This window comes from Psychroflexus aestuariivivens (assembly GCF_004010055.1).
GTDB lineage: Bacteria > Bacteroidota > Bacteroidia > Flavobacteriales > Flavobacteriaceae > Psychroflexus > Psychroflexus aestuariivivens.
Map to the genome: position 1 here is coordinate 357,142 of NZ_RQVT01000050.1, position 20,952 is coordinate 378,093.

Here is a 20,952-nt window from a genome sequence, read left to right on the forward strand (position 1 = left end):
TAGCAATTATTTTAAGGTGATTGTCTGTTTTATAGATCCACATTTCAACATCTTGCTGCCGAAGAGTGGATTTTTTACTTCTTTATTTTCACTTAACCAAGCCCCACCTTCATTATTATTATACATTTGACAATATTGTTGGTAAAGCATTCTGTCTGAACCTGTAATCTTTAATAAATTTTTCATGTCGGCGTTTATCTTAGCAAAATGTTTTCTTTGTTCAGCTATGTCGGATTCAGAAATATGCTGTGCATGATTTTTCATAACGTCAAGAATTTCTTTTACTTCTTTTTGTTCTGATTCTTCAATTTTACTGAAATTAAAGTTAGCTATAGAATTTATAAAACTTTTGCCCGCTTTTTGTGCTGAATCATTATCATCATTTACCAACGCAGACTTAATTTTTAAATAGTCTTCAATTAAAGAAGATGCTATTTCGCTTTCTTTAACCGTTAGATCAGACTTCTCAATCATGCTATTATTTGCTTCCTTCATCATTTTATCGTCGTGATTCATATGTTCGTCCGTCATATTTTCGTCATGCATTTCTTGTTCCTGATGGTTTTCAGCTTCACCATTTTCCTCTTTTTTCTTGTCCACACAAGAAGTTAGTAAAACCATTAGTCCGATTAGGACTGTTCTCGATAAGCTTACATTTAGATTTTTCATTTTTTGAATTTTAAATTTATATTTAGTGATTTTTATTTTCGAATTTGCTATTGTATAGAATCTATAACGCTGCCGCATTTCAGCATAGAAGCGCCAAAATAGGGGTTTCGGATTTCTTCTGAATAACTTAGCCAATCTGCTCCAGAATTATTGTCTGCCATTGGGCAATTCTGGATGTAAATGATTTTTGGCAAGTCTTCTGTTTTTCGGGTTAACTGAATCATTATTTCTGAAATACGCTGAAATTCGTCTCTTAATTCTTCAATATTTTCAATGTTGTTTTCAAGGCTTATTTTCAGATTCTTTACCGATAAGTTTTGCTTTAATTTTTCAAAACTTTGTTTAGCTTTTTCAAAATCATCATTGACTAAATTATTTTTCATTTCAAAATACGGAGATAAAACTTCTTCAATATTTGAAATTTCAATATCAGAGGCTTTTATATCAATTTTTTCTTGCAATTTATCAGGATTCATCATGCTTGGCTTATCAGAAAGTTGTGCTTCAGAATCGATGCTGAAAGCGCCATGTGTCACAATTTCATCTCCAGACGCTAAACCTGAAAGAATTTCAATATATTCTGAAGTCGAATTGCCGACTTCTACGATTTTCATTTTGAAATAAACACCGTTTTCATTTTCTAATTGCTTGTAAACGACAGAACGTTTGCCTGTCCAAAGCACTGCTGATTTTGGAACCATCAGTTTTTCATTTTTTTCTTGTTCTGAACCTTTTAAAGTGGCGGTTATAAAAATTCCTGGTTTCAAACCGATATTTTGATTATCGATGACCACTCGAGCTTTTGCAGAACGCGAATCATCGTTTAAAATTGGAGAAATGAAAGTGACTTTACCAGAAATATTTTCATTTGATTTGGTGGTCATTTCAACTTTATCGCCAACTTCAATTTTGTTAAGATCACTTTCATAAATATCTAAAACGGCCCAAAGAGTAGATAAATCGGCGATACTCATTAGTATTTGGTCAGTTTTTAAATTATCACCTTCTTCAACCTTCAATTCAGTAATAACTCCAGATTTAGTGGCTCTCAATTTCAATTTAGAATTTTCAATATTCTGAATGTCTTCTAGAGTTAAACCATAATTTTGAATTTTTTGCTTTACTTTTTTCAATAAACGTTCATCAGCCTGGCGCTTTGCCAAATCCAATTCGCTTTTCAAAACTTGGATATCTGGTGCATAAAGTTCTGCAATCACTTGGCCTTTTTCGATTTTTTCGCCTTCTTCACTCACGTATAGTTTTTCAATTCTAGCCTCATAATTGGCAGAAATAGAATGTGTTTTGTCTTGATTTATTTCCAGACGACCAGACAAATTCAAGGAAGGATTGTTGTTTTTACTGCCCACAATCATAGTTTCTACCTGAGCTAGTTTCCGAGCAGTCTTGCTCATTTTGATAGCGTCCGGATCTATGGTTTTCTCCATTTGATTTGCTGGAATCAAATCCATTCCGCAGATTGGACAATCGCCAGGTTCGTCTTTGCGTATTTGTGGATGCATAGAGCAAGTCCAAGTTGAATTATCGCCCAGCTCGTGAGAATGTTCTTCTGGCTTGGAAGTATTTTGTGATTCCGAAGTAAATAAAGTAGCGCCGAGAATAATGCCGAAAATCAAAATAATTGCGGCAATTATATATGTTTTGAATTTATTTTTCATTTTGAACTATTTTAATAATTGAATATGTATTTGACTAAGATTCCACCAGCTAACCAGAGGTAACTTACGAAAGCGAGATACTTTAAAATTTTCTCCAGAAGTGGGCTTTTAGGTGCCATTTCTTTCATATAAGAAATATCTTTCTTTTTAGAATAAAAACCGAGGTAAATCAAAATTCCTGAAACAACTAAGAAACCAATATTTAGAAAAAAAGTATAATCTATTTGAAAATGGTCTTGTTTTGAAATATTGTTTGATGAAAAATCTGGAATTAAATTAAATAAGTCAAAACTATAGTGAAGCATAAGTGAGGTTAAGATTAGCGCTGTAAATAATAAAAAAAGTATAAAAAGCGACATTTTCCAGCCATAGTATTTCGCATTTATTCTTAATACTGGAAACACCACCAAATCGCTGAATATAAAAGCCATGACTCCTGCAAAACTGACTCCTTTTCCGAAAAGCAAAGCTGCTAAAGGAATATTCCCCATCGAACCAATAAATGTTATAAAAGCTGCGAAAGGACCAATTATAGCGTGCTCTAAGAGTGTAAAAAATCCAAAAGAAGTTTGACCGCTTCCAGTGTTTATGAATAATGTTTGAAAAAAAGAATCTGGCACAAAGGCTGAAATAATTCCAGCAATGGTAAAACCGATAGTGACATCTTTCCATACCATTTTCCACTCCATACCATATTGTTTCCCGATTTTCACCCAATTGGTTTTATTCTGAATTTTTTCTGAAATAGGAGTTGAATCTACTTTTTCTTTCTCAGAATCGCCAAGTTTTTGCCTTGCTTTAGAAATTATTGATTTGGGATTTATTAAACCGATTAATGCCCATGCGATAAGAATCAATAGCAAACCGCCAACATATTCACCAACTACAAATTGCCAACCTAAGAATATAGAAATAACGATTCCGAGTTCTATCACCAAGTTTGTAGAAGCTAGAAGAAATGCCATTGAAGAGATAAAACTCGCTCCTTTTTTGAACAGAGATTTTGTTGTAGCTAAAGCTGAAAAACTACAAGAACTGCTAATGAAGCCAAAGAAAGTTCCAAAAAGTACGGATTTCATATCCGATTTTCCCATGGTTTTTTGCATGTTTTTTTTGGTGACAAGCACTTGTATCATACTACTAAGCGCATAACCGAGTATAAATGCCCAAAGTGCCATCCAAAAAAAACCTAGTGCAGTATTTGCTGCATTCCCCCAATTTTCTAAAAAATTTTCTAAATTCATGGTAGTAGATTTGAAGTTAAATATCTCAAAGTTTGATTTATCTTTTGAAGTTCAGCTAAAGTTTTTATGCGTTGTTTTTTATAAATAAGTTGCTTTTCGTAAAGGCGTAAAACTTCTTCTATTTCCATATTAGCATTGGCTAAAGCAGCTTCGGAAAGTTCTAAAATATCTTCTAAAGTTGTAATTTGTTGGTTATACAAATCCAGTAAATTATTTAGTTCGTTTTGCTTATAACGGCTAATTTGGATTTCATTTTCTAACAGATTTCGTTCATTTTCTAATTGAAAATCAACAGATTTTCCTTGAAGCGTAATAAGCTTTTCTCTGGATTTATTTTTCTTACCGAAAATTGGTAAACTTACTGAAAGCATTGGCATAATTGCATCTTGCCCAGCATCAGCATTCATAACATTTCTGTTTTGAATTATGGCATAGTCCAAACCAAATCCAAATTGTGGCATGTTTTGTTTTTTGACTAATTCTGCTTCCGCTAAATTCGATTCTTTTAATCTTTGGATTGCTTGAAGACGTGGATGATTTTCTGAAACAGAATCAGCTTCAAACATTAAATCTTGTTCTAGAACCAGTTCAGGATTCGTGATTTCAATAGGAGTTTTTAATTGTCGATTCAATATTGAATTGAGTTTAGAAACTTGTGCCTTTTCTTGGTCTTTTATAACTTGAATTGCTGTTTTTTGATCATCGATTTCAAGATCAATTCTTAACACATCGACCAATTTGGCCTGATCGTTTTCATATTGAACTTCAATCATAGATTTTAAATCATCCAAGACTTTCAATTGTTGCTGCTCAATTTTTTCTAAAGAACGCAATACCGAAATGTCATAATATTGCTTGGCAACTTGAAGGAACAATTTCATTTTTTGATTTTGAAATTTTTCATATTCAAATTCAGCTTTCTTTGTTGCAACATCACCTTTAGCTTTGAAAGTGCCAAACCAAGGCAATTTTTGACTCAACGAAAATCTTGCAATTTGCGGTCCAACTCGGGTTTCTATCGGACTTATGAAATATCCAAAACTCAGATTTGGATCTTGCCAAGATTTAGCTTGTGTTACTTCTTCTAATTTTGCTTCGAAAGCTTTATACTGCGCTTTCAATTCCAAATTGTTTTCAGCTGCTAAAACTTGAAAATCTTCTAAACTTTGTGCTTTGCTTTCATTAGCTAAGAAAAATATTATGGTCAGAGCAAACAGTTTGAAATGAGCTAGAAAAATTTTCTTTATGTTGAATATTTTGTTCATTTTTTAATATTTTAATTCAGAATTATTTTTCAATTTTTGTCCAAATACAAGGTAAAATAATACCGGTAATAAAAAATAAGTCAAACTCGCCATCAGCATTCCGCCAAAAGCAGGAATTGCCATAGGCACCATGATGTCAGAGCCTTTTCCTGTTGAAGACAACACGGGTAAGAGTGCGATAATTGTTGTAACTGAAGTCATAACTGCTGGTCGAATTCTTTTGAGTCCTCCGTCCATAACTGCTTCGTAGAGCTCGGATTTTGTTTGGGTAGGATTTTTCTTTAATGATTGTTTTAAATAAGTCGCCATCAGAACGGCGTCGTCGGTAGCAATGCCGAATAGAGCAATAAAACCAACCCAAACGGCAACACTCAAATTGATGGTTTTCAATTGAAAAATATCCCGAAAGTTGTCGCCAAACCAACTGAAATTCATGAACCAATCTTGGCCATAAAACCAAATCATGATAAAACCACCGCTAAATGCCAAGGCAATGGAAGAAAACACCATAAAGCTTACACTAACAGACTTGAATTGAAAATATAAAATCAAGAAAATAACTACCATAACAACTGGTATAATCATGGATAAGCGTTTTTCTGAACGGACTTGATTTTCGAAACTTCCAGCAAATCTGTAACTTACTCCGCTAGGGACTTTCAAATCTTTTTTTTCAATTTCAGAAGAAATAGCGTCTCTGGCAGCCTCCACAGCAGTAACTTCTGCTACACCCTCGGCACGATCAAAAAGAACGTATGAGTTTAAAAATGTATTTTCTCTTTTTATCATTTGTGGTCCTCGATGATATTCAATATCTACAATTTCTCCTAAAGGAATTTGTGTTCCAGAAGAAGTTGAAATCAACATATTTTCAATTGCATTTGGCGTGTTTCTCAATTCTCGAGGATAGCGAACTCGTACAGGGTAACGCTCACGACCTTCCACAGTTTGAGTTAAACTTTCTCCACCTATTGCCGTGGAAATATAACTTTGAACATCATTGACATTCAAGCCATATCTCGCCATATTTTTTCGATTCAGATTTAGGTGTAAATAAGGTTTTGCCACCACTCGATCGGCAAAAACCGCTTGACTTTTTACGCTAGGAACTTGTTTCAAAATATCTTCCAACTTTTTCCCAAAACCTTCTATAGTTTCTAGGTCTGGGCCAGAAACTTTGATACCCATTGGCGCGCGCATGCCAGTTTGAAGCATGATTTGTCGTGTTTCTATAGGCTGAAGTTTTGGCGCAGAAGTTATACCAGGAATTTTTGTGACTTTTGCAATTTCATTCCAGATATCGTCTGGAGATTCTATGTGTTGACGCCAGTTTCTAAAGTAATTTCCATTTTCATTTTTGATTAAAAAAGGCTCGAAATCATTTTCAATTTCATATAAAATTTCATTTTGAATTTGATCTGGAAACACTTGGTTAGAATTATTTTGAAATGCAAAAGTTTGATTATCGAACCAAATTATATCTTCAGAGCTTTTGGTTATTTCAATTTGATTATCCTGAATTTTTAAACCTTTCACTTTGAAAAGTCCACTCTCATCAACTTCAAAAGCTTGTTGTTGACCTTCAGCATTCAAAATAAATTCTGACTTATATGTTATAAGGTTTTCGAACATAGAAATTGGCGCGGGGTCAATTGCAGATTCTACTCGACCTAATTTCCCTACAACAACTTCAACTTCTGGTATTTGCTTGACCAAAATATCCATTTGTTGAAGTTTTTCTTTGTTGAATTCAATTCCAGAATGTGTCATGCTGGTAGGCATCAAAATGAAACTTCCTTCGTCCAAACTTGGCATAAATTCTTTGCCAATACCAGGGAAATTTTCATCCATAGTATTCCAAAGCCTAGTATTTTCTATAGAAAAACCAAGACTATTAGAGATTGCTTTGGACCAATGAAATGTTTTGGAAAATCCTAACCATATAGTGATTCCTAAAAGGATAAATATTGATGGAATGACCAAAAATGTTTTGACATTATTCAAAAATATTTTTAAAATTTGGGCGTAGTATTTTTCTAATAAAAGATAGAATCCTAGAATAACACCGACTAAAACACCTACGAAGACTAGATTGGATAAGAAATGCTGTTGAGGTCCTAAAGGCAGCCAAAACTTGTTGAGTAAAATTAAAATTCCTAAAACTAATACGTAAAAATGAAGATTTTTGAACTGAAATTTTTTAATACGAGTTTGATAAGATAAGAAGTAAGTTAAACTATAAACTAATATAAAAAAGCCTAACCAAAATTCATAAAAAATAGTCCAAAAGCCAATAACAGCAAGCAAAACATTAAGGAAATATGAAGTTTTGGCTTTATTGATTTTTATTCTGAAAAAGACATAAATCAAACTTGGGAGTATCAGCACTGTAACTAAAAATGCTGCGACAAGTGCAAATGTTTTGGTGTAAGCTAAAGGAATAAATAGTTTTCCTTCGGCGGCTTCCAATGCAAAAACTGGCATGAAACTAATAACCGTTGTAAGTACTGCCGTCAAAATTGCCGAACTTACTTCAGCTGAACCGTTATAGATATTTTTGAAAAGTGAATTTTCTGGAGATTTTTCAAACTTCTTTAGGACGTTTTCTGAAAGAATTACAGCCAAGTCAATCATAGTTCCAATTGCAATGGCAATTCCTGATAATGCTACAATATTCGCCTGAATGTTGAAAAATTTCATGGCGATAAAAACCAACAATACTGAAATTGGCAAAACTGCTGAAATTACAATTGAAGCCCTAATGTTGAACACAATTATAATTACCACAAGCAAAGCTATGATAAGCTGTAAACTGATGGCTTCTTCCAGAGTTCCTATGGTTTCATTAATCAATTCTGAACGGTCATAAAAAGGAACAATTTTTAGCTGACTCTCGGTTCCATCTGACAAAGTTTTGCTCGGTAAGCCAGGAGAAATTTCTTCAATTTTATCCTTTATATTATTGATAGCTTCCATAGGGTTGAAACCATCTCTAGCGACGACAACACCGCCAACAACATCTGCTCCGGCACGATCTAGAACTCCGCGCCTCTGACTTGGGCCAGTTTTAATTCGTGCAACATCTTTCAGGTAAATCGGGACATTTTGGTTTTCTTCTACTACAATATTTTCAAAATCTTGCAGATTTTCTAAATATCCCAATCCTCTGACAATATATTCAACTTGATTAATTTCCAAGGTTTTAGCACCTACATCTCGATTGCTTTCTTTTACTGCTTTAGCGACTTGCATCAAAGAAATACCGTAAGATTTCAATGCTTCTGGATTTACATCAATTTGATATTCTTTGACGAATCCACCGATTGATGCTATTTCAGAAATGCCTTTAGCACTGCTTAATCCGTACTTTACATAGAAATCTTGGACACTTCTTATTTTATCTAAATTCCAACCGCCAGTAGGTTCGTTATTTTCGTCTCTCGGTTCCAATGTGTACCAAAAAACTTGACCCAATGCAGTGGCATCTGGTCCTAAAGTAGGTTTAGCTTCAGCAGGCAGAAGTCCTTTGGGAATGGAACTGAGTTTTTCAAGAATACGAGAGCGAGACCAATAAAATTCTATATCTTCTTCGAAAATGATATAAATACTAGAAAAGCCAAACATAGAATTGCTCCTCACAGATTCTACACCAGGTAAACCTAATAAATAGGTCGTGAGCGGATAGGTGATTTGGTCATCGATATCTTGTGGCGAACGACCAGGCCATTCTGTAAAAACAATTTGCTGATTTGCGCCAGTGTTTGGAATCGCATCTACAGGAATAGGATTTTTTGGCAAAGCATTATTTTGCCAATCGAATGGAGAAACAATAAGTCCGCCAATAATAATACCTGAAAGTAGAATAAAACTTAACAGGCGTTGATTAAGAAAAAATTTGATAACTGTATTTAACATAAGATGTGTTTAAAACAAAAACATTAATAAAATCCTCAAAAACTAAGTCTCTGAGAGAAAAATGAATTGTTTTAAAATATCAAATGATAAAAACTTGGTGTTGAATATTTAAATCTGGTGAAAATTCAGGCGGGTCGTAAAATTTTAATTCGTCATATTCAGTCTGGAATTCTGCAAAACCGAACAAATAAATAAAACTGAAAGCGAAGACTGCGTTTGGCATTTCAAAGCTGAATTCGGCTTTAGAAAACTGAAGTTCATCTTGACCTTCAATGGTTTCAGTTTCGTTATCACAACAGTTATCGGCTTTGTTTTTTTGATGAGAATTTTCGTGACTTTTAGCACTTTTTGACTTATGCATGGCACAAGTTTCTGCTTTTTTCATGATGGCTTTGTCTACCAAAATGTTGCCACAATAATGCGCATCTATGGTAAATGACATAGTTGAAAAAAGCACCAAAAATGCTAAAAAGATGGACGATATTTTGAATAAATGCGTCTTCACAATTGCAAATTTAAGCAATTTTTGTCAAGAATTGTCTTTGGCGACATATTTTTGATAATAAAAGGCTGGCAATAAAACAAGTACGAATAAGGGTTGAATGAGAAAACGCCTGATATAAAAAATGGTGAAGTAGTCTTCTGAAGTCATATTTTCGATAGAATAACTAAAAAGCAAAATTAAAATCAAATAAGCCAAACCATAAATTAGCAGCGAAAATTTCAATGTTTTTTTACTTGGAAAAGCAATCCAGATAATTAGTAATGAAATAATGGTATTCAAAAGAAACCTAAAACTGGTCGTCATAATCAACTGCCAAAGATCAAATGATGGAGCTTCTGAAAATTTATAAGTTGAATGGTAAAAATCAATTAAAGGATCATTAAATATTTCATCTTCGAAAAAGCGGATGATAGCTAATCCAACAAACAACAAAAAAATCAAGGTTAATTTCAGGTATTTATTCATCGTCTGCAGCTTTATTTTCCTTTTTGTTGAAATTCCTAATCCATAAAAACCAGAGCAAGAAAACCACACCGTAAATAAAAGCAGGGAATAGTGTGCCATGCATAAAAGATTCGTGTTCAGGAATTTCATAAATGCCAATGGTAAGCAGAGCAATTCTAAGAATATTCAATGCATAAATTATAACAATGCCGCCAAAAATATAGAGTGCTGTTGTTTTGAAATCTCTTCGAAACGCCAGAATAAAAGATAAAAATAAAATGATAACGCTCACAGCATTACAACCTTCCACAATTCTAACAAGATATTCTCCATTCAATCCAATTCTCATGGATGCATCGTAATTGCTCGGAATAATTTTAGTTTCATATCCGAAAGCAGAAATAAGGTTTTCACTTTGCAGGGCTACGATATGAGTGATTAATTCTGGATAATATTTTTCTGAAGTTCCATAATTCAGATACAAATTATAAAGTAAACTCAACACTAAATAGACGCCAAAGAAGGTGACTAGAAATTTGATAACTGCTTTGTTTTTTCTAATTATTTCCACTAAACCAGATTTAAAATTTTAAATGATTTCAACTTTGTGTTCCGTATAAAATCTAAGGTAACTTTTAACAAATTTATAGAAATTTGATTATCAACGACCTTTAAATATTAAATACTTTTGTCAAAAAAATAGTTATGGCTTTAGAACAGTTGAAACCTGAAATAGAAAAAATATTGAATCAAGAGCAACTCGATGTAAATCATAGATTGACAGAAGTGTGTACTTTGCTGGAGCAAAATGAGGATCATTATGATTGGGTTGGGTTTTATTTCAAAAACGGCGATAAGCGCGAATTGATTTTAAGAGCTTTTGCCGGTGAACCTACGGATCACACGATCATTCCTTTTGGAAAAGGGATTTGTGGTCAGGTTGCAGAATCAAATCAAAATTTTGTAGTTGAAGATGTCAGTGCGCAAGATAATTATATCGCTTGCAACATTCATGTGAAATCAGAAGTTGTGATTCCACTATTTCTGAATGGTGAAAATATTGGTCAAATTGATATTGATTCGCATACAAAAAATGCTTTTTCAAAAACTGATGAAGAATTTTTGACTTGGGTCAATCAACAGGTGAGTGAAATTTTGAAGTAATAATTACATGGCATTTTTTTGACGTTGCTGTTCGGTCAAAGGGATGAATTCTGGTACTAATTTTTTCAGAACTTCAATAGATTTGATTTCATTATTATTTGAAATTTGATTGACAAGATTTTCTAAAAGAATCAGTTTGCCTTTATCAAAGGCAAAACTAGCTTTAGCAATCAGTATTTTTTGGTGATGAGTTGGTTGGGTATTTTCTTTGTCCGCTAGTAGCTCTTCATAAAGCTTTTCGCCTGGTCTTAAACCTGTGTAAACAATTTTGATATCTTCATCTGGAACAAAACCAGATAAGCGAATCATTTGTTTTGCCAAATCAATAATTTTGACTGGTTTACCCATATCAAAAACGTAAATTTCACCACCGTTGCCCATTGCTCCAGCTTCTAAAACCAGTTGGCAAGCTTCATCTATGGTCATAAAGAATCGAGTAATATCTGGGTGAGTTACAGTAACTGGACCGAGTTCTTCAATTTGTTTTTTGAAATGCGGAATTACAGATCCATTTGAACCTAATACATTACCAAATCTAGTTGTAATAAATCTGGTCTTCGTAGTTTTTAGCCTGGCTAATGACTGAACGTAAATTTCTGCTCCACGTTTTGAAGCTCCCATAATATTTGTGGGATTTACGGCTTTATCGGTAGAGACAAACACAAAACGATCAACATTGTTTTCTACAGAAAGATCAACCAGGTTTTTGGTGCCAATAAAGTTCACATCCAAAGCTTCAATTGGATTAGCTTCCATCATTGGTACGTGTTTGTAGGCAGCACCATGAAAAACTATCTCAGGTTGATGTTCATTGAAAATTAACTCAATGCGTTTTTTATTACGAACATTTGCAATTATTTTTTCATAATTAATAGTTGGAAACTCTTTATCCATACAAAGACTCATTGTATGAAGTGGAGTTTCAGCTTGATCCAGCATCAATATTTTTCTAGGTTTGAATGGAATCAATTGCTTCACAATATCACTACCAATAGAGCCAGCAGCACCAGTAACCAAAATGGTTTTGTCTTTGTAAATAGCGCTTAATTTATCTTTTTGAAGTTTTATAGGTGTTCTTTGAAGTAAATCTTCTAAATTCACTTTTTTGATTTCAGCAGAAATACTTTCGCCATCCCAATCCTGGAGTTCTGGAAGTTTGAAAATTTTGAAATTGAGCTCTAATAACTTATTTAAAAATTCGGGTTCATTGGTAGAAAGTTCTCTTAATTTTTGGCTGGAAATTATAATGCAAGTCGCGCCTCTTATTTTTTTGTGCTGAAGCTGTTCAATGGTAACAATTGGCAGGGTTAAGATTCTAGTACGTTTCAGTTTTCCAGATTCATTGATAAATCCTACAACATTAAACTTTTTTTGAGTATCAGCAATAATACTTTCAGCAACCGCAACATCTGTAAGACTGGTTCCTAGAATCAAAGCCCGCGATGAAGTAGAGTTTGAATGAATAAGTTGATATATGCGTTTGACGAGAACTCTGAAAAAGAATAACATTGAAAATGCAATAAACCCGTAAACAACAGCTCCTGCATTAATAATCAACTTTTCGCCTAAAGTTTGAAAATAAATTTGATTAACAACTAAAATAGAGACAACTGCCAAAATTGTAGTTTGCAATTGTTTAATTGCATCTCTAAAACCAGTATATCTTACAATTCCTGCATAAGATTTCAGAATTAAAAAAATGAGAATCTGAATACCAAAAATAATCCAGAAGTTAAGTTTAAGGTTTAGGTAGTCAGGCTCAGGCTCAGAAATAGTTGAAATAAGAAAAAAAGTAGACTGGGCGGCTACAAAAACTATTAACGTGTCTATAGAGAAAATTATGCTTCTGGGGACGTAATTTTTGACAAGTCCTTTAAGTAAATTGACAGGTTTCTGTTTTATTAAATTTAGGAAACTCATAATTTTTAGATAGATAAAATCTTAGAACGATTAGTTAAATTTTTCCAAAACAAATTTAATCATTAATATGATTACACAATAAATTTAAGCATAAAAAAGTTAATTATAGAATATTTCCTATTTTAGTCAACAGTACAGTTTTGAGTTTAAAAAAAAAACGTGTTATTTGTAACTATTTTGCTAGCTTAAAAAACATGAAAAAATTATTTATTCTTATTGTTCCTTTTTTAATTCTAAGTTGTGCTACTCGGAAGGAAGTTATTTATTATCAAGATATTGATGATCAAAACTTGGAGCCTTTAGCAGAAATTAGTTCACACCCCAAAATTCAAGTCAATGATATTTTGAATATTGAAGTCGCAGCACTAAATCCAGAAAGCGTAATGCCTTATAAATTTGATACTGGTGGTTCTAACCAACAACAACCCAGAAATGTTGAACTTATGAAATTAATGGGTTATTTGGTAAATAGTGATGGCGAAATCAATTTTCCTCAACTTGGACTTATCGAAGTTCAAGGAAAAAATACACAAGAGGTGCAACAACTTTTAGAAAAGAAATTAAAGCAGTTTGTCCAAGACCCAACTGTTCGAGTGAGAATAATTAATTTTAAATTTACTTTTGAAGGTGAAGTAGAAAAACCTGGAACTTACGAAACTACAGAAGAAAATCTAACTTTGCCCCAAGCCTTAGGTATGGCTGGAGGTTTGAGCATTAGAGGTAAACGCGAGAATATTCTTATCATAAGACAAGTTGCAGGAGAACGCATAGTGAAACGCATAGACATGACTCAATCTGATTGGATGAATACCGAGTTTTTTTACATTAAACCTAATGATCTGATTTATGTAGAACCTAACAATCCAAGAGTTGCTTCTGCTGGATTTATTAGTAATGTTGGTACAGTCATTTCTGTAATTTCAATTCTGTCATCTCTAATCGTCCTAATCTCTAGATAATTATGTCCGAAAACTATAATTCAAATTTATCTACTTCTGCCCAGGAAGAATTGAAAAGTGAAGGCGATGTTAAACAAATCATTTTTCAATATCTGAAATACTGGCCTTGGTTTGCTATCTCTGTTTTTATTTGTTTGAGTCTTGCTTTTCTATATTTAAGATACACTACAAGTGTTTATAAAACAGCGACTCAGATTAAAATTTTGAAAGATGAAGGCGGGTTGGATTTGTCTGGACTTCAAGGTAGTGCGCCACTTTTCGACTGGAATAAGATTAACCTTCAGAATGAAATAGAAGTTATAAAGTCTAGAAGAATAGCCAAAAAGGTCGTAGATACTTTAAATTTGGAAACTTCGTATTATAAATCTGGCAATCTGAAAGTTTCGGAAATTTGGAAAGATGAAGTTCCTTTTGTGGTAGAATGGTCAAATGGAAAAGACTTTAGAGATAAGTCTGGTAGCTATGATGTGAAATTCACAAGTTTAACAAAATACGAGCTTAGCAATCCTGAAACTGGCTTTAGAGATCGTTTCAATCCTGGTGATACCTTAGAAGTAGAAGGTAATAAATTCGTGATTAATTTTAACCCTAGTTTTGATAAAAACCTGAATTCAATTATAAATTCCACATTTAGTTTTACTCGAAAAAATAAAGAAAGCGCAGCAGCCAGTTTATCGCAAAAATTTAAAATAGAGATTTTAGGAGAAGGTAGCGAAATTCTTGACATTTCAATGAATGGTCAAAATCCACAAAAAAACCAGGATGTACTAGATGCTTTAGTCAGTGAATTCAATGAGGATGGTGTGGCTGATAAACGCTTAGTTGCAAAACGTACGGAGGAATTTGTTATAGAAAGGCTAGGCTATTTAGTTGAGGAGCTAGATACTGTTGAAAGTGGTTTGGTGGATTTCAAAAAAGGTAATGAATTACTTACTATTGAAACAAGTGCGGGAGAAATTATAACAAAAAGTAGTGAAGCAGAATTGAGACGCTATGAAGTTTTGACCCAAATTGCGCTTACAAAAAGCTTTAAGGAAGTTATTCTCAATCAAGATGAATACGGACTATTACCAGCAGATATTGGAATTGACAATTCAAATATCAATGCTTTTACAGAATCTTACAATGAAAAAATTATTGAAAGACAGAAACTTTTGGTGTCTTCAACTAAAGACAACCCGCTAATTATTGAAGCCAATAGAATCCTTAAACAGTTGCGAGACAATATACTCAATACCATAGATGGTTACATCAAGAGTTTAAATATTGCTTTAGATGATATCCAAACTAGAGAAGAAACTTTCGAAGAAAACTTCGAGGAATTACCAGAACAAGAAAAACAGTTTAGGGTTATACAGCGTCAGCAAGCAATTAAAGAAAAATTATATTTATTCTTACTTCAGAAGCGAGAAGAAGCAGCATTATCCAACGCTATTACTGCGCCTGTTATTAAAGTAGTAGATTTCGCTTACACTTCAGGATCACCAGTAAGTCCAAAGTCTAAAGTCATTTTATTAGCTGGTGGAATTATAGGTTTTTTAATTCCATTTGGAATTTTATTTTTAGCCTTTTTGTTAGATACTAAATTAAAATCTAAAGATCAAATTAAGTCTTATTTGCCAAATATCCCTATTGTGGCAGAAATACCTATGCGAAAAAAGGATGAAGATCCAATTATTCAAACTAACGAACGCTCACCAGTAGCTGAAGCTTTTAGGATTTTAAGAACCAATTTGAACTATCTCAACCTAAAGAAAAGCGGTCATGGAAAATCTGATGATGGCCAAATAATCATGGTAACCTCAACCACAAAAGCAGAAGGTAAAACCTTTGTTTCAGTCAATTTAGCGAGTACTTTAGCTTCAACAAACAAAAAAGTATTACTGATGGGTTGTGATTTAAGGAATCCACAATTGCATAATTACCTAAATATTGGTAAAAATCACACTGGAGTGACCAACTTTTTGTATGATCATTCTGTAGAATTTGATGATTTAATTTTAGAGCAGCAAATTAAAAATTCAAATATAGATATTGTTCTTTCAGGTGAAATTCCGCCTAACCCTGCTGAACTCCTGATGAGTGACCGATACGAAGAAATGATTAGCGCAGCTAAAGAAAAGTACGATTATATTGTTATAGATACTGCGCCTACAATTTTGGTCACCGACACGATTTTGATTTCTAAATTTGCCGATATCACACTATATTTAACCAGAGCTGGTTATACCGATATAAGATTATTGCCACACATCAACGAATATTATCAAGATAAGAAATTGGTGAATGTTGGACTGGTCATGAATGGTTTGCCTGAAACTGGAATTAGCGCCTACAAGTACGGTTACACTTATGGTTATGCCTATGGCTATGGTTACGCTTATGGAGATAAGCCTAAGAAAAAGAAGTTTTGGAAATTCTGGTAATTTGAAATGCTTTAGAATAAAATATAGTTTATTATCATTTTTGCTTTTCGCATTTATGTTGTCCTCATGCGGTTCAAAAAAAAACCTGAACGCTTCTGGAAATAACAATTTAAAACTTAAAGCAATAGAAATTGTAAATTATTCCAAATCCTTTTTAGGAACACCTTATAAATATGGTGGTACTACCTCAAGAGGCATGGATTGTTCTGGTTTGGTTCAGATTTCTTTTTTACAATTTGGTTTAGAATTGCCAAGGACATCTAGTGACATGTCTAATTTTGGCAAGTCTTTGAAATTGAAAAATGTTGAAGTCGGTGATTTAGTTTTTTTTAGAACCTCCAAAAATCACCGAAAAATTAATCATGTCGGGTTGGTGGTCAAAAAATATGGAGATCAGATAGAATTTATACATTCTAGTAGCACAAGAGGCGTTATGATTTCATCAATTAAAAATCCATATTGGGAAAAAAACTATGTGAAAAGCAGAAGAGTTTTAAATTAATTTCATCCTAAATACTTACAAAATTGAGGTTTGCCAATCTACCCATACTTCAGATTTGCCTATTTTTTCTTGTTGGCACAAGTCTCGGTTTCTACTTGGGGAATTCTGACTTATCAACCTATATTTTTGTTTTTATAGGTGCCTCTTTACTCTTTTTAGCTTCATTTTTACTTGCCAGACGTTTCCCAAAATTGAAATTAATTCCAAGTTTATTGGCTTTATTTTGTATAATGAACTTAGGGTTTTTAAATACTAAAATTCACTTACCTAAGAACCAACCACAACATTATATTCATTTAGGAGATTCACTTTTTTCCAAACCACTTCTTTTCGAAGGTGAAATTCACAAAGCATTAAAAAGCAGTAAATACTACGATAAATATGAATTGACCCTTAGTAAAGTTGATGGAAAATCTGTACAAGGTAAAACTCTCATGCAAGTAAATCTTGACTCTACTAAAACGTTGAAATCTAACCAAAGAATTCTTGGTTATGGGCAGTTCAAAAGTTTTACTAACCCAAAGAATCCACAACAATTCAATTACAAAACTTACATGTCTCGTCAAGGCATGTTATCCGCTGTTAATGTTGACCACAAACAACTTGAAGTTTTACCTTCAAAAGGTTTTAGTATTTTGGCAATTGGAGAAAAAATGAGGAACAAAATTCAGTTGAAGCTCGACCAAACGCAGTTTAGCCAAGCTCAACTAGGAATTATTCAGGCTCTTATTTTAGGACAGAAACAAGATATCTCTGAGCAAACTTATGATGATTTTGCCAAAGCCGGTGTCGTTCATATTTTGGCAGTTTCTGGACTTCATGTTGGTATCATTCTGATTATTCTACAATGGCTTACTTATCCGTTGCTTTTCATCCCGAAAGGTCGAATCATCAGAACATTTACTGTACTGATAGGAATTTGGTTTTTTGCTGCCATTGCTGGGTTTTCACCTTCAGTTGTCAGAGCGGCGGTAATGTTTTCTTTTTTGACGGTTGCAATCAATTTTCATCGCAAAACAAGTGCGATTAATACACTAGCCTTGTCGCTCATTTTATTGCTGTCCATCAATCCTTTTGACATTTTCCAAGTTGGATTTCAGTTGAGTTATATGGCAGTTTTTGCTATAGTTTTGCTCCAGCCGCGGCTTTACAAAATTTATACACCACGATTTTATTTAGATCGGATGCTTTGGGGAATCCTTACGGTTACAATAACTGCCCAAATTGGAGTTTTACCGCTAAGCTTATTTTATTTTCACCAATTTCCAGGGCTATTTATGTTAACTAATCTCGTCATTATTCCATTTTTAGGTGTTTTACTCGGTGGTGGCGTTTTGATTATAGCGTTGAGTTTAGTCGATTTTCTTCCCGAATTTATAGTAGATACTTATGCATATTTGCTTGACTTGTTATTAAGCTTTATTCATTGGATTGCAATGAAAGAGGATTTTATTTTTACTGAAATTCTATTTACCCAAAATATGCTAATTTCTAGTTTAGTGCTTCTATTTGCCGTTTTGTTTTGGAGTAAATTTCATCGGAAGCTTAGTTATGCTGTGATAAGTGTGGCTTTAATTGTTATGTTCTCAGTGATTTATTTTGAACATAAAAAAGTTAACTCAACAGTGGAATGGGTGATTTTTAATAAATATAAAAAATCACTTATCGGTTTCAAAAATGGTGATCATTTGACCGTATTTCATGATGACTCTCTAGATGTTTCTAGTGATTATGCTATTCAAAATTATTCTACTTTGAAAAACATCAATACTATAAAAAACGAAAGATTTCAAAACGTATTTGTACTGAAAAACAATGAATATCTCTACATAATTGATAGTCTAGCAGTTTATGAATTGGATGAATTCAAACCAGATTATCTGCTGTTGAAAAATTCACCAAAAATCAACCTTGATCTTGTGATTTCAGATTTGCAACCCAAAATGATTATTGCAGATGGAAGTAACTACAAAACCTATGTTGAACGCTGGAAATCAACAACAAAAAATGCTGGTATAGATTTCCATTCCACTTGGGAAGATGGCGCTTTCATCCTAAAATGTGCATCAGATTAGTCTTCAAAAGTGCTTTCAAAACTTTTCTGATATCTCTTCCAATCTTCCGCGCTTTTGATTTTTTTATACTTATCTGTAGCAATCATCTTTAGGTATATTTCTAACTGTTCTGGCGTTTTATAGCCAACTACAGGAGAAATAACATCAGACTTTTCATCAAAGAAAACAACCGTAGGATATCCCGAAACTTTCAAAGCGTTAGCAAAAAAATGTTGGGAATTTCGCCTGCCTTTTCGTTTCGGGTCATAATTCGGGTTTGTATAGTTGAAATCCTTGTATTGAACTTTCTCAGTGCCTTCAGCATTGAACTTAACCGCATAAAAATGTTTGTTGATATATTCTACAACATCATCGTTGGTGAAAGTGTTTTTGTCCATCATTTTACAAGGTCCGCACCATTCTGTATAGACATCGACAAATATCTTTTTCGGCTTTTTTTCTTGGGCATCTAAAGCTTCATTCATCGACATCCATTCTATTTGGGCATTTATAGAAATGTTTAGCAATAAAAATATAATCAATAAAATGTTTAGCCTCATAATATGGTAATAATATTTAGCGTTAGTTAAATAACGCTAAATTCAATTAATAATTGTTTCTTACCTGATGCCATGCATCATTCTCACCAATATCCGGCTTATTAAAAGCATAAATATGCCTGCGCCAATAGGAACTACAGTGAAAATTAAAAAGAAAGTTCCCATAGAATAATTTTCTGTAATATAATCTATGTAACTTCCTGTAACACCAGCAAGTAAATTTGCTAAGAAATTTGCAAAAAACCATACACCAAACATCAAACCAACAAGTTTTGCAGGGGAAAGCTTACTAACATAAGATAAACCTACAGGTGAAACACAAAGTTCACCTAAAGTATGAAATAAATAAGCCAAAATCAACCAAATCATACTTACAGAAGCTGTTTTTGCACCCTGAGGAATACCGAATGAACCATAAGCAAGGAAAGCAAAACCACCACCTAAAAGCACTAATCCTATAGCAAATTTTACAGGTCCAGAAGGGTTTAATCGGCTTTCCCAAATTTTAGAAAATAATGGCGCAAAAATAATTATAAATAGCGAGTTTAGTATTGTAAACCAACTGGCAGGAACTTCTGCCACATCATTAGTAAACTCCCTGTTTAACATCCAAATTACAACACCCCAAATAATAATAAAACTTGTTGCTAAAAATATATTTGAAAGAGGGTGTTTTCCAAAAGTTTGTCGAAATAACATAATCAAAACCCAACTAATTACAAGCATGGGAATTACTGTAATTAGAGCATTAATAACTTTGAATATTATAGCAGTATCATCGGACAAAACACGATCTGTATAATCACCCGCAAAAATTGTCATTGAGCCACCAGCCTGCTCAAAGGCCCACCAAAAGAATATTGAGAAAAATGCTAAAATTGCAATAACAATAAGTCTTTGTCTTTTAACTTTATCTGAAGTTTTTTTATTTTCAGTTCTAATTTCTTCAGTTTCACCCTCAATCGCAGTAGAATCTATAAAATTATCATCTTTGTCTGGTTTCAAGCCAATATTTCCAAATATTGATTGTGCAAAATAAAACTGAAGCATACCAAAAAACATGAATACACCAGCTAAACCAAAACCCCAGTGCCATCCAATTTTTTCACCCAAATATCCACACATTAAAATTCCTAAAAAAGCACCAGCATTAATTCCCATATAGAAAATTGTGTAACCCGCATCTTTTTTCTTGCCCTCATCTTTATAAAGCTTACCTACAATAGAAGAAATATTTGGTTTGAATAACCCGTTTCCAATTACTAAAAATAATAAACCAAGATAAAAAAATGAATCTGTAAAACCCTCTAAAGCCATAGAAGCATGACCTAGAGTCATAATAAGTGCACCCCAAACAACAGCCTTCCTGTAACCCGTGACCTTATCAGCAATTAACCCACCTAGAATCGGTGTAATATAAACTAAGCCTGTATAGAAACCATACAAGAGTAATGCTTCATCTCTAGGCCAAGCCCAACCTTCATCTAGTATTGAAGCTGTAAGGAAAAGCACTAATAGCGCACGCATTCCATAATATGAAAAGCGCTCCCACATTTCCGTAAAAAATAGAACAAAAAGACCTGAAGGCTGTCCTAAAACTGTTTTTTGGTTCAGTTCAGAACCACCAAATTTAAATTCCATAAATCCCT

Annotated in this window: 16 protein-coding genes; 5 read left to right on the plus strand and 11 right to left on the minus strand. The window is 33.3% G+C overall.

Annotated elements, in window-relative coordinates:
- Positions 1-6: 6 nt before the first annotated feature.
- The 8 genes from EIG86_RS10200 to xrtF form a co-directional block, all read right to left on the minus strand.
- On the minus strand, positions 7-669 hold the full coding sequence (locus EIG86_RS10200) for a DUF3347 domain-containing protein (protein ID WP_157983128.1): 663 nt from the start codon (positions 667-669) through the stop codon (positions 7-9).
- Between the two features lie 47 nt (positions 670-716).
- Complete coding sequence (locus tag EIG86_RS10205; protein ID WP_127846071.1) at positions 717-2,345, minus strand: efflux RND transporter periplasmic adaptor subunit; 1,629 nt, start codon at positions 2,343-2,345, stop codon at positions 717-719.
- 11 nt (positions 2,346-2,356) lie between these two features.
- A complete protein-coding gene (locus tag EIG86_RS10210; protein WP_127846072.1) occupies positions 2,357-3,589 on the minus strand; it encodes a permease in 1,233 nt (410 codons plus the stop codon).
- Complete coding sequence (locus EIG86_RS10215) at positions 3,586-4,854, minus strand: TolC family protein (protein ID WP_127846073.1); 1,269 nt, start codon at positions 4,852-4,854, stop codon at positions 3,586-3,588. Before EIG86_RS10215 ends, EIG86_RS10210 begins: the two co-directional genes overlap by 4 nt.
- 3 nt (positions 4,855-4,857) lie before the next feature.
- On the minus strand, positions 4,858-8,769 hold the full coding sequence (locus EIG86_RS10220) for an efflux RND transporter permease subunit (protein ID WP_127846074.1): 3,912 nt from the start codon (positions 8,767-8,769) through the stop codon (positions 4,858-4,860).
- A 79-nt stretch (positions 8,770-8,848) separates the two neighbouring features.
- A complete protein-coding gene (locus EIG86_RS10225; RefSeq protein WP_127846075.1) occupies positions 8,849-9,274 on the minus strand; it encodes an HYC_CC_PP family protein in 426 nt (141 codons plus the stop codon).
- Positions 9,275-9,298: 24 nt separating this feature from the next.
- Positions 9,299-9,739 carry an exosortase F system-associated membrane protein gene (locus EIG86_RS10230; RefSeq protein WP_127846076.1) on the minus strand — a complete coding sequence of 147 codons (441 nt, stop codon included), beginning with the start codon at positions 9,737-9,739 and terminating at the stop codon, positions 9,299-9,301.
- Positions 9,732-10,289 carry an exosortase family protein XrtF gene (xrtF, locus tag EIG86_RS10235; RefSeq protein WP_127846077.1) on the minus strand — a complete coding sequence of 186 codons (558 nt, stop codon included), beginning with the start codon at positions 10,287-10,289 and terminating at the stop codon, positions 9,732-9,734. The genes EIG86_RS10230 and xrtF overlap by 8 nt, the downstream gene beginning before the upstream one ends.
- Before the next feature lie 134 nt (positions 10,290-10,423).
- Here xrtF and EIG86_RS10240 point away from each other — a divergent pair, with 134 nt between their 5' ends.
- Positions 10,424-10,882: a GAF domain-containing protein gene (locus tag EIG86_RS10240; RefSeq protein ID WP_127846078.1), complete on the plus strand. Its 459-nt coding sequence runs from the start codon at positions 10,424-10,426 to the stop codon at positions 10,880-10,882.
- A 3-nt stretch (positions 10,883-10,885) separates the two neighbouring features.
- On the opposite strand, the gene EIG86_RS10245 is transcribed toward EIG86_RS10240, so the two are convergent.
- Positions 10,886-12,802, minus strand: coding sequence for a polysaccharide biosynthesis protein (locus EIG86_RS10245; protein ID WP_127846079.1), 1,917 nt, complete (start codon positions 12,800-12,802; stop codon positions 10,886-10,888).
- 194 nt (positions 12,803-12,996) lie between these two features.
- On the opposite strand from EIG86_RS10245, the gene EIG86_RS10250 reads away from it, so the two are divergent.
- From EIG86_RS10250 to EIG86_RS10265, 4 genes are read left to right on the plus strand one after another with little or no spacing between them, the layout of a single operon-like run.
- Positions 12,997-13,761 (plus strand): polysaccharide biosynthesis/export family protein, encoded by a 765-nt coding sequence (locus EIG86_RS10250; protein WP_127846080.1) that lies wholly within the window; start codon positions 12,997-12,999, stop codon positions 13,759-13,761.
- Positions 13,762-13,763: 2 nt separating this feature from the next.
- Positions 13,764-16,187: a GumC family protein gene (locus EIG86_RS10255; protein WP_127846081.1), complete on the plus strand. Its 2,424-nt coding sequence runs from the start codon at positions 13,764-13,766 to the stop codon at positions 16,185-16,187.
- A 1-nt stretch (position 16,188) separates the two neighbouring features.
- Positions 16,189-16,689, plus strand: coding sequence for a C40 family peptidase (locus EIG86_RS10260; protein WP_240032203.1), 501 nt, complete (start codon positions 16,189-16,191; stop codon positions 16,687-16,689).
- A gap of 23 nt (positions 16,690-16,712) precedes the next feature.
- Entirely contained in the window at positions 16,713-18,764 is a 2,052-nt protein-coding gene (locus EIG86_RS10265; RefSeq protein ID WP_127846083.1) for a ComEC/Rec2 family competence protein, read from the plus strand.
- On the opposite strand, the gene EIG86_RS10270 is transcribed toward EIG86_RS10265, so the two are convergent.
- Entirely contained in the window at positions 18,761-19,303 is a 543-nt protein-coding gene (locus EIG86_RS10270; protein ID WP_127846084.1) for a thioredoxin family protein, read from the minus strand. The genes EIG86_RS10265 and EIG86_RS10270 overlap by 4 nt on opposite strands.
- A 60-nt stretch (positions 19,304-19,363) precedes the next feature.
- The gene (locus tag EIG86_RS10275; protein WP_127846085.1) at positions 19,364-20,944 is read right to left on the minus strand and encodes a peptide MFS transporter; all 1,581 of its coding nucleotides are present in this window, start codon (positions 20,942-20,944) and stop codon (positions 19,364-19,366) included.
- Positions 20,945-20,952 lie beyond the last annotated feature (8 nt).

What these genes read in the sequence shown, in the direction of transcription:
- EIG86_RS10230 (WP_127846076.1), bottom strand. Translation starts at nt 9,739, where the DNA reads ATGAATAAATACCTGAAATTAACCTTGATTTTTTTGTTGTTTGTTGGA.
- EIG86_RS10210 (WP_127846072.1), bottom strand. Translation starts at nt 3,589, where the DNA reads ATGAATTTAGAAAATTTTTTAGAAAATTGGGGGAATGCAGCAAATACT.
- EIG86_RS10240 (WP_127846078.1), top strand. Translation starts at nt 10,424, where the DNA reads ATGGCTTTAGAACAGTTGAAACCTGAAATAGAAAAAATATTGAATCAA.
- EIG86_RS10255 (WP_127846081.1), top strand. Translation starts at nt 13,764, where the DNA reads ATGTCCGAAAACTATAATTCAAATTTATCTACTTCTGCCCAGGAAGAA.
- EIG86_RS10250 (WP_127846080.1), top strand. Translation starts at nt 12,997, where the DNA reads ATGAAAAAATTATTTATTCTTATTGTTCCTTTTTTAATTCTAAGTTGT.
- EIG86_RS10205 (WP_127846071.1), bottom strand. Translation starts at nt 2,345, where the DNA reads ATGAAAAATAAATTCAAAACATATATAATTGCCGCAATTATTTTGATT.
- EIG86_RS10275 (WP_127846085.1), bottom strand. Translation starts at nt 20,944, where the DNA reads ATGGAATTTAAATTTGGTGGTTCTGAACTGAACCAAAAAACAGTTTTA.
- EIG86_RS10270 (WP_127846084.1), bottom strand. Translation starts at nt 19,303, where the DNA reads ATGAGGCTAAACATTTTATTGATTATATTTTTATTGCTAAACATTTCT.
- EIG86_RS10245 (WP_127846079.1), bottom strand. Translation starts at nt 12,802, where the DNA reads ATGAGTTTCCTAAATTTAATAAAACAGAAACCTGTCAATTTACTTAAA.
- EIG86_RS10220 (WP_127846074.1), bottom strand. Translation starts at nt 8,769, where the DNA reads ATGTTAAATACAGTTATCAAATTTTTTCTTAATCAACGCCTGTTAAGT.
- EIG86_RS10200 (WP_157983128.1), bottom strand. Translation starts at nt 669, where the DNA reads ATGAAAAATCTAAATGTAAGCTTATCGAGAACAGTCCTAATCGGACTA.
- EIG86_RS10215 (WP_127846073.1), bottom strand. Translation starts at nt 4,854, where the DNA reads ATGAACAAAATATTCAACATAAAGAAAATTTTTCTAGCTCATTTCAAA.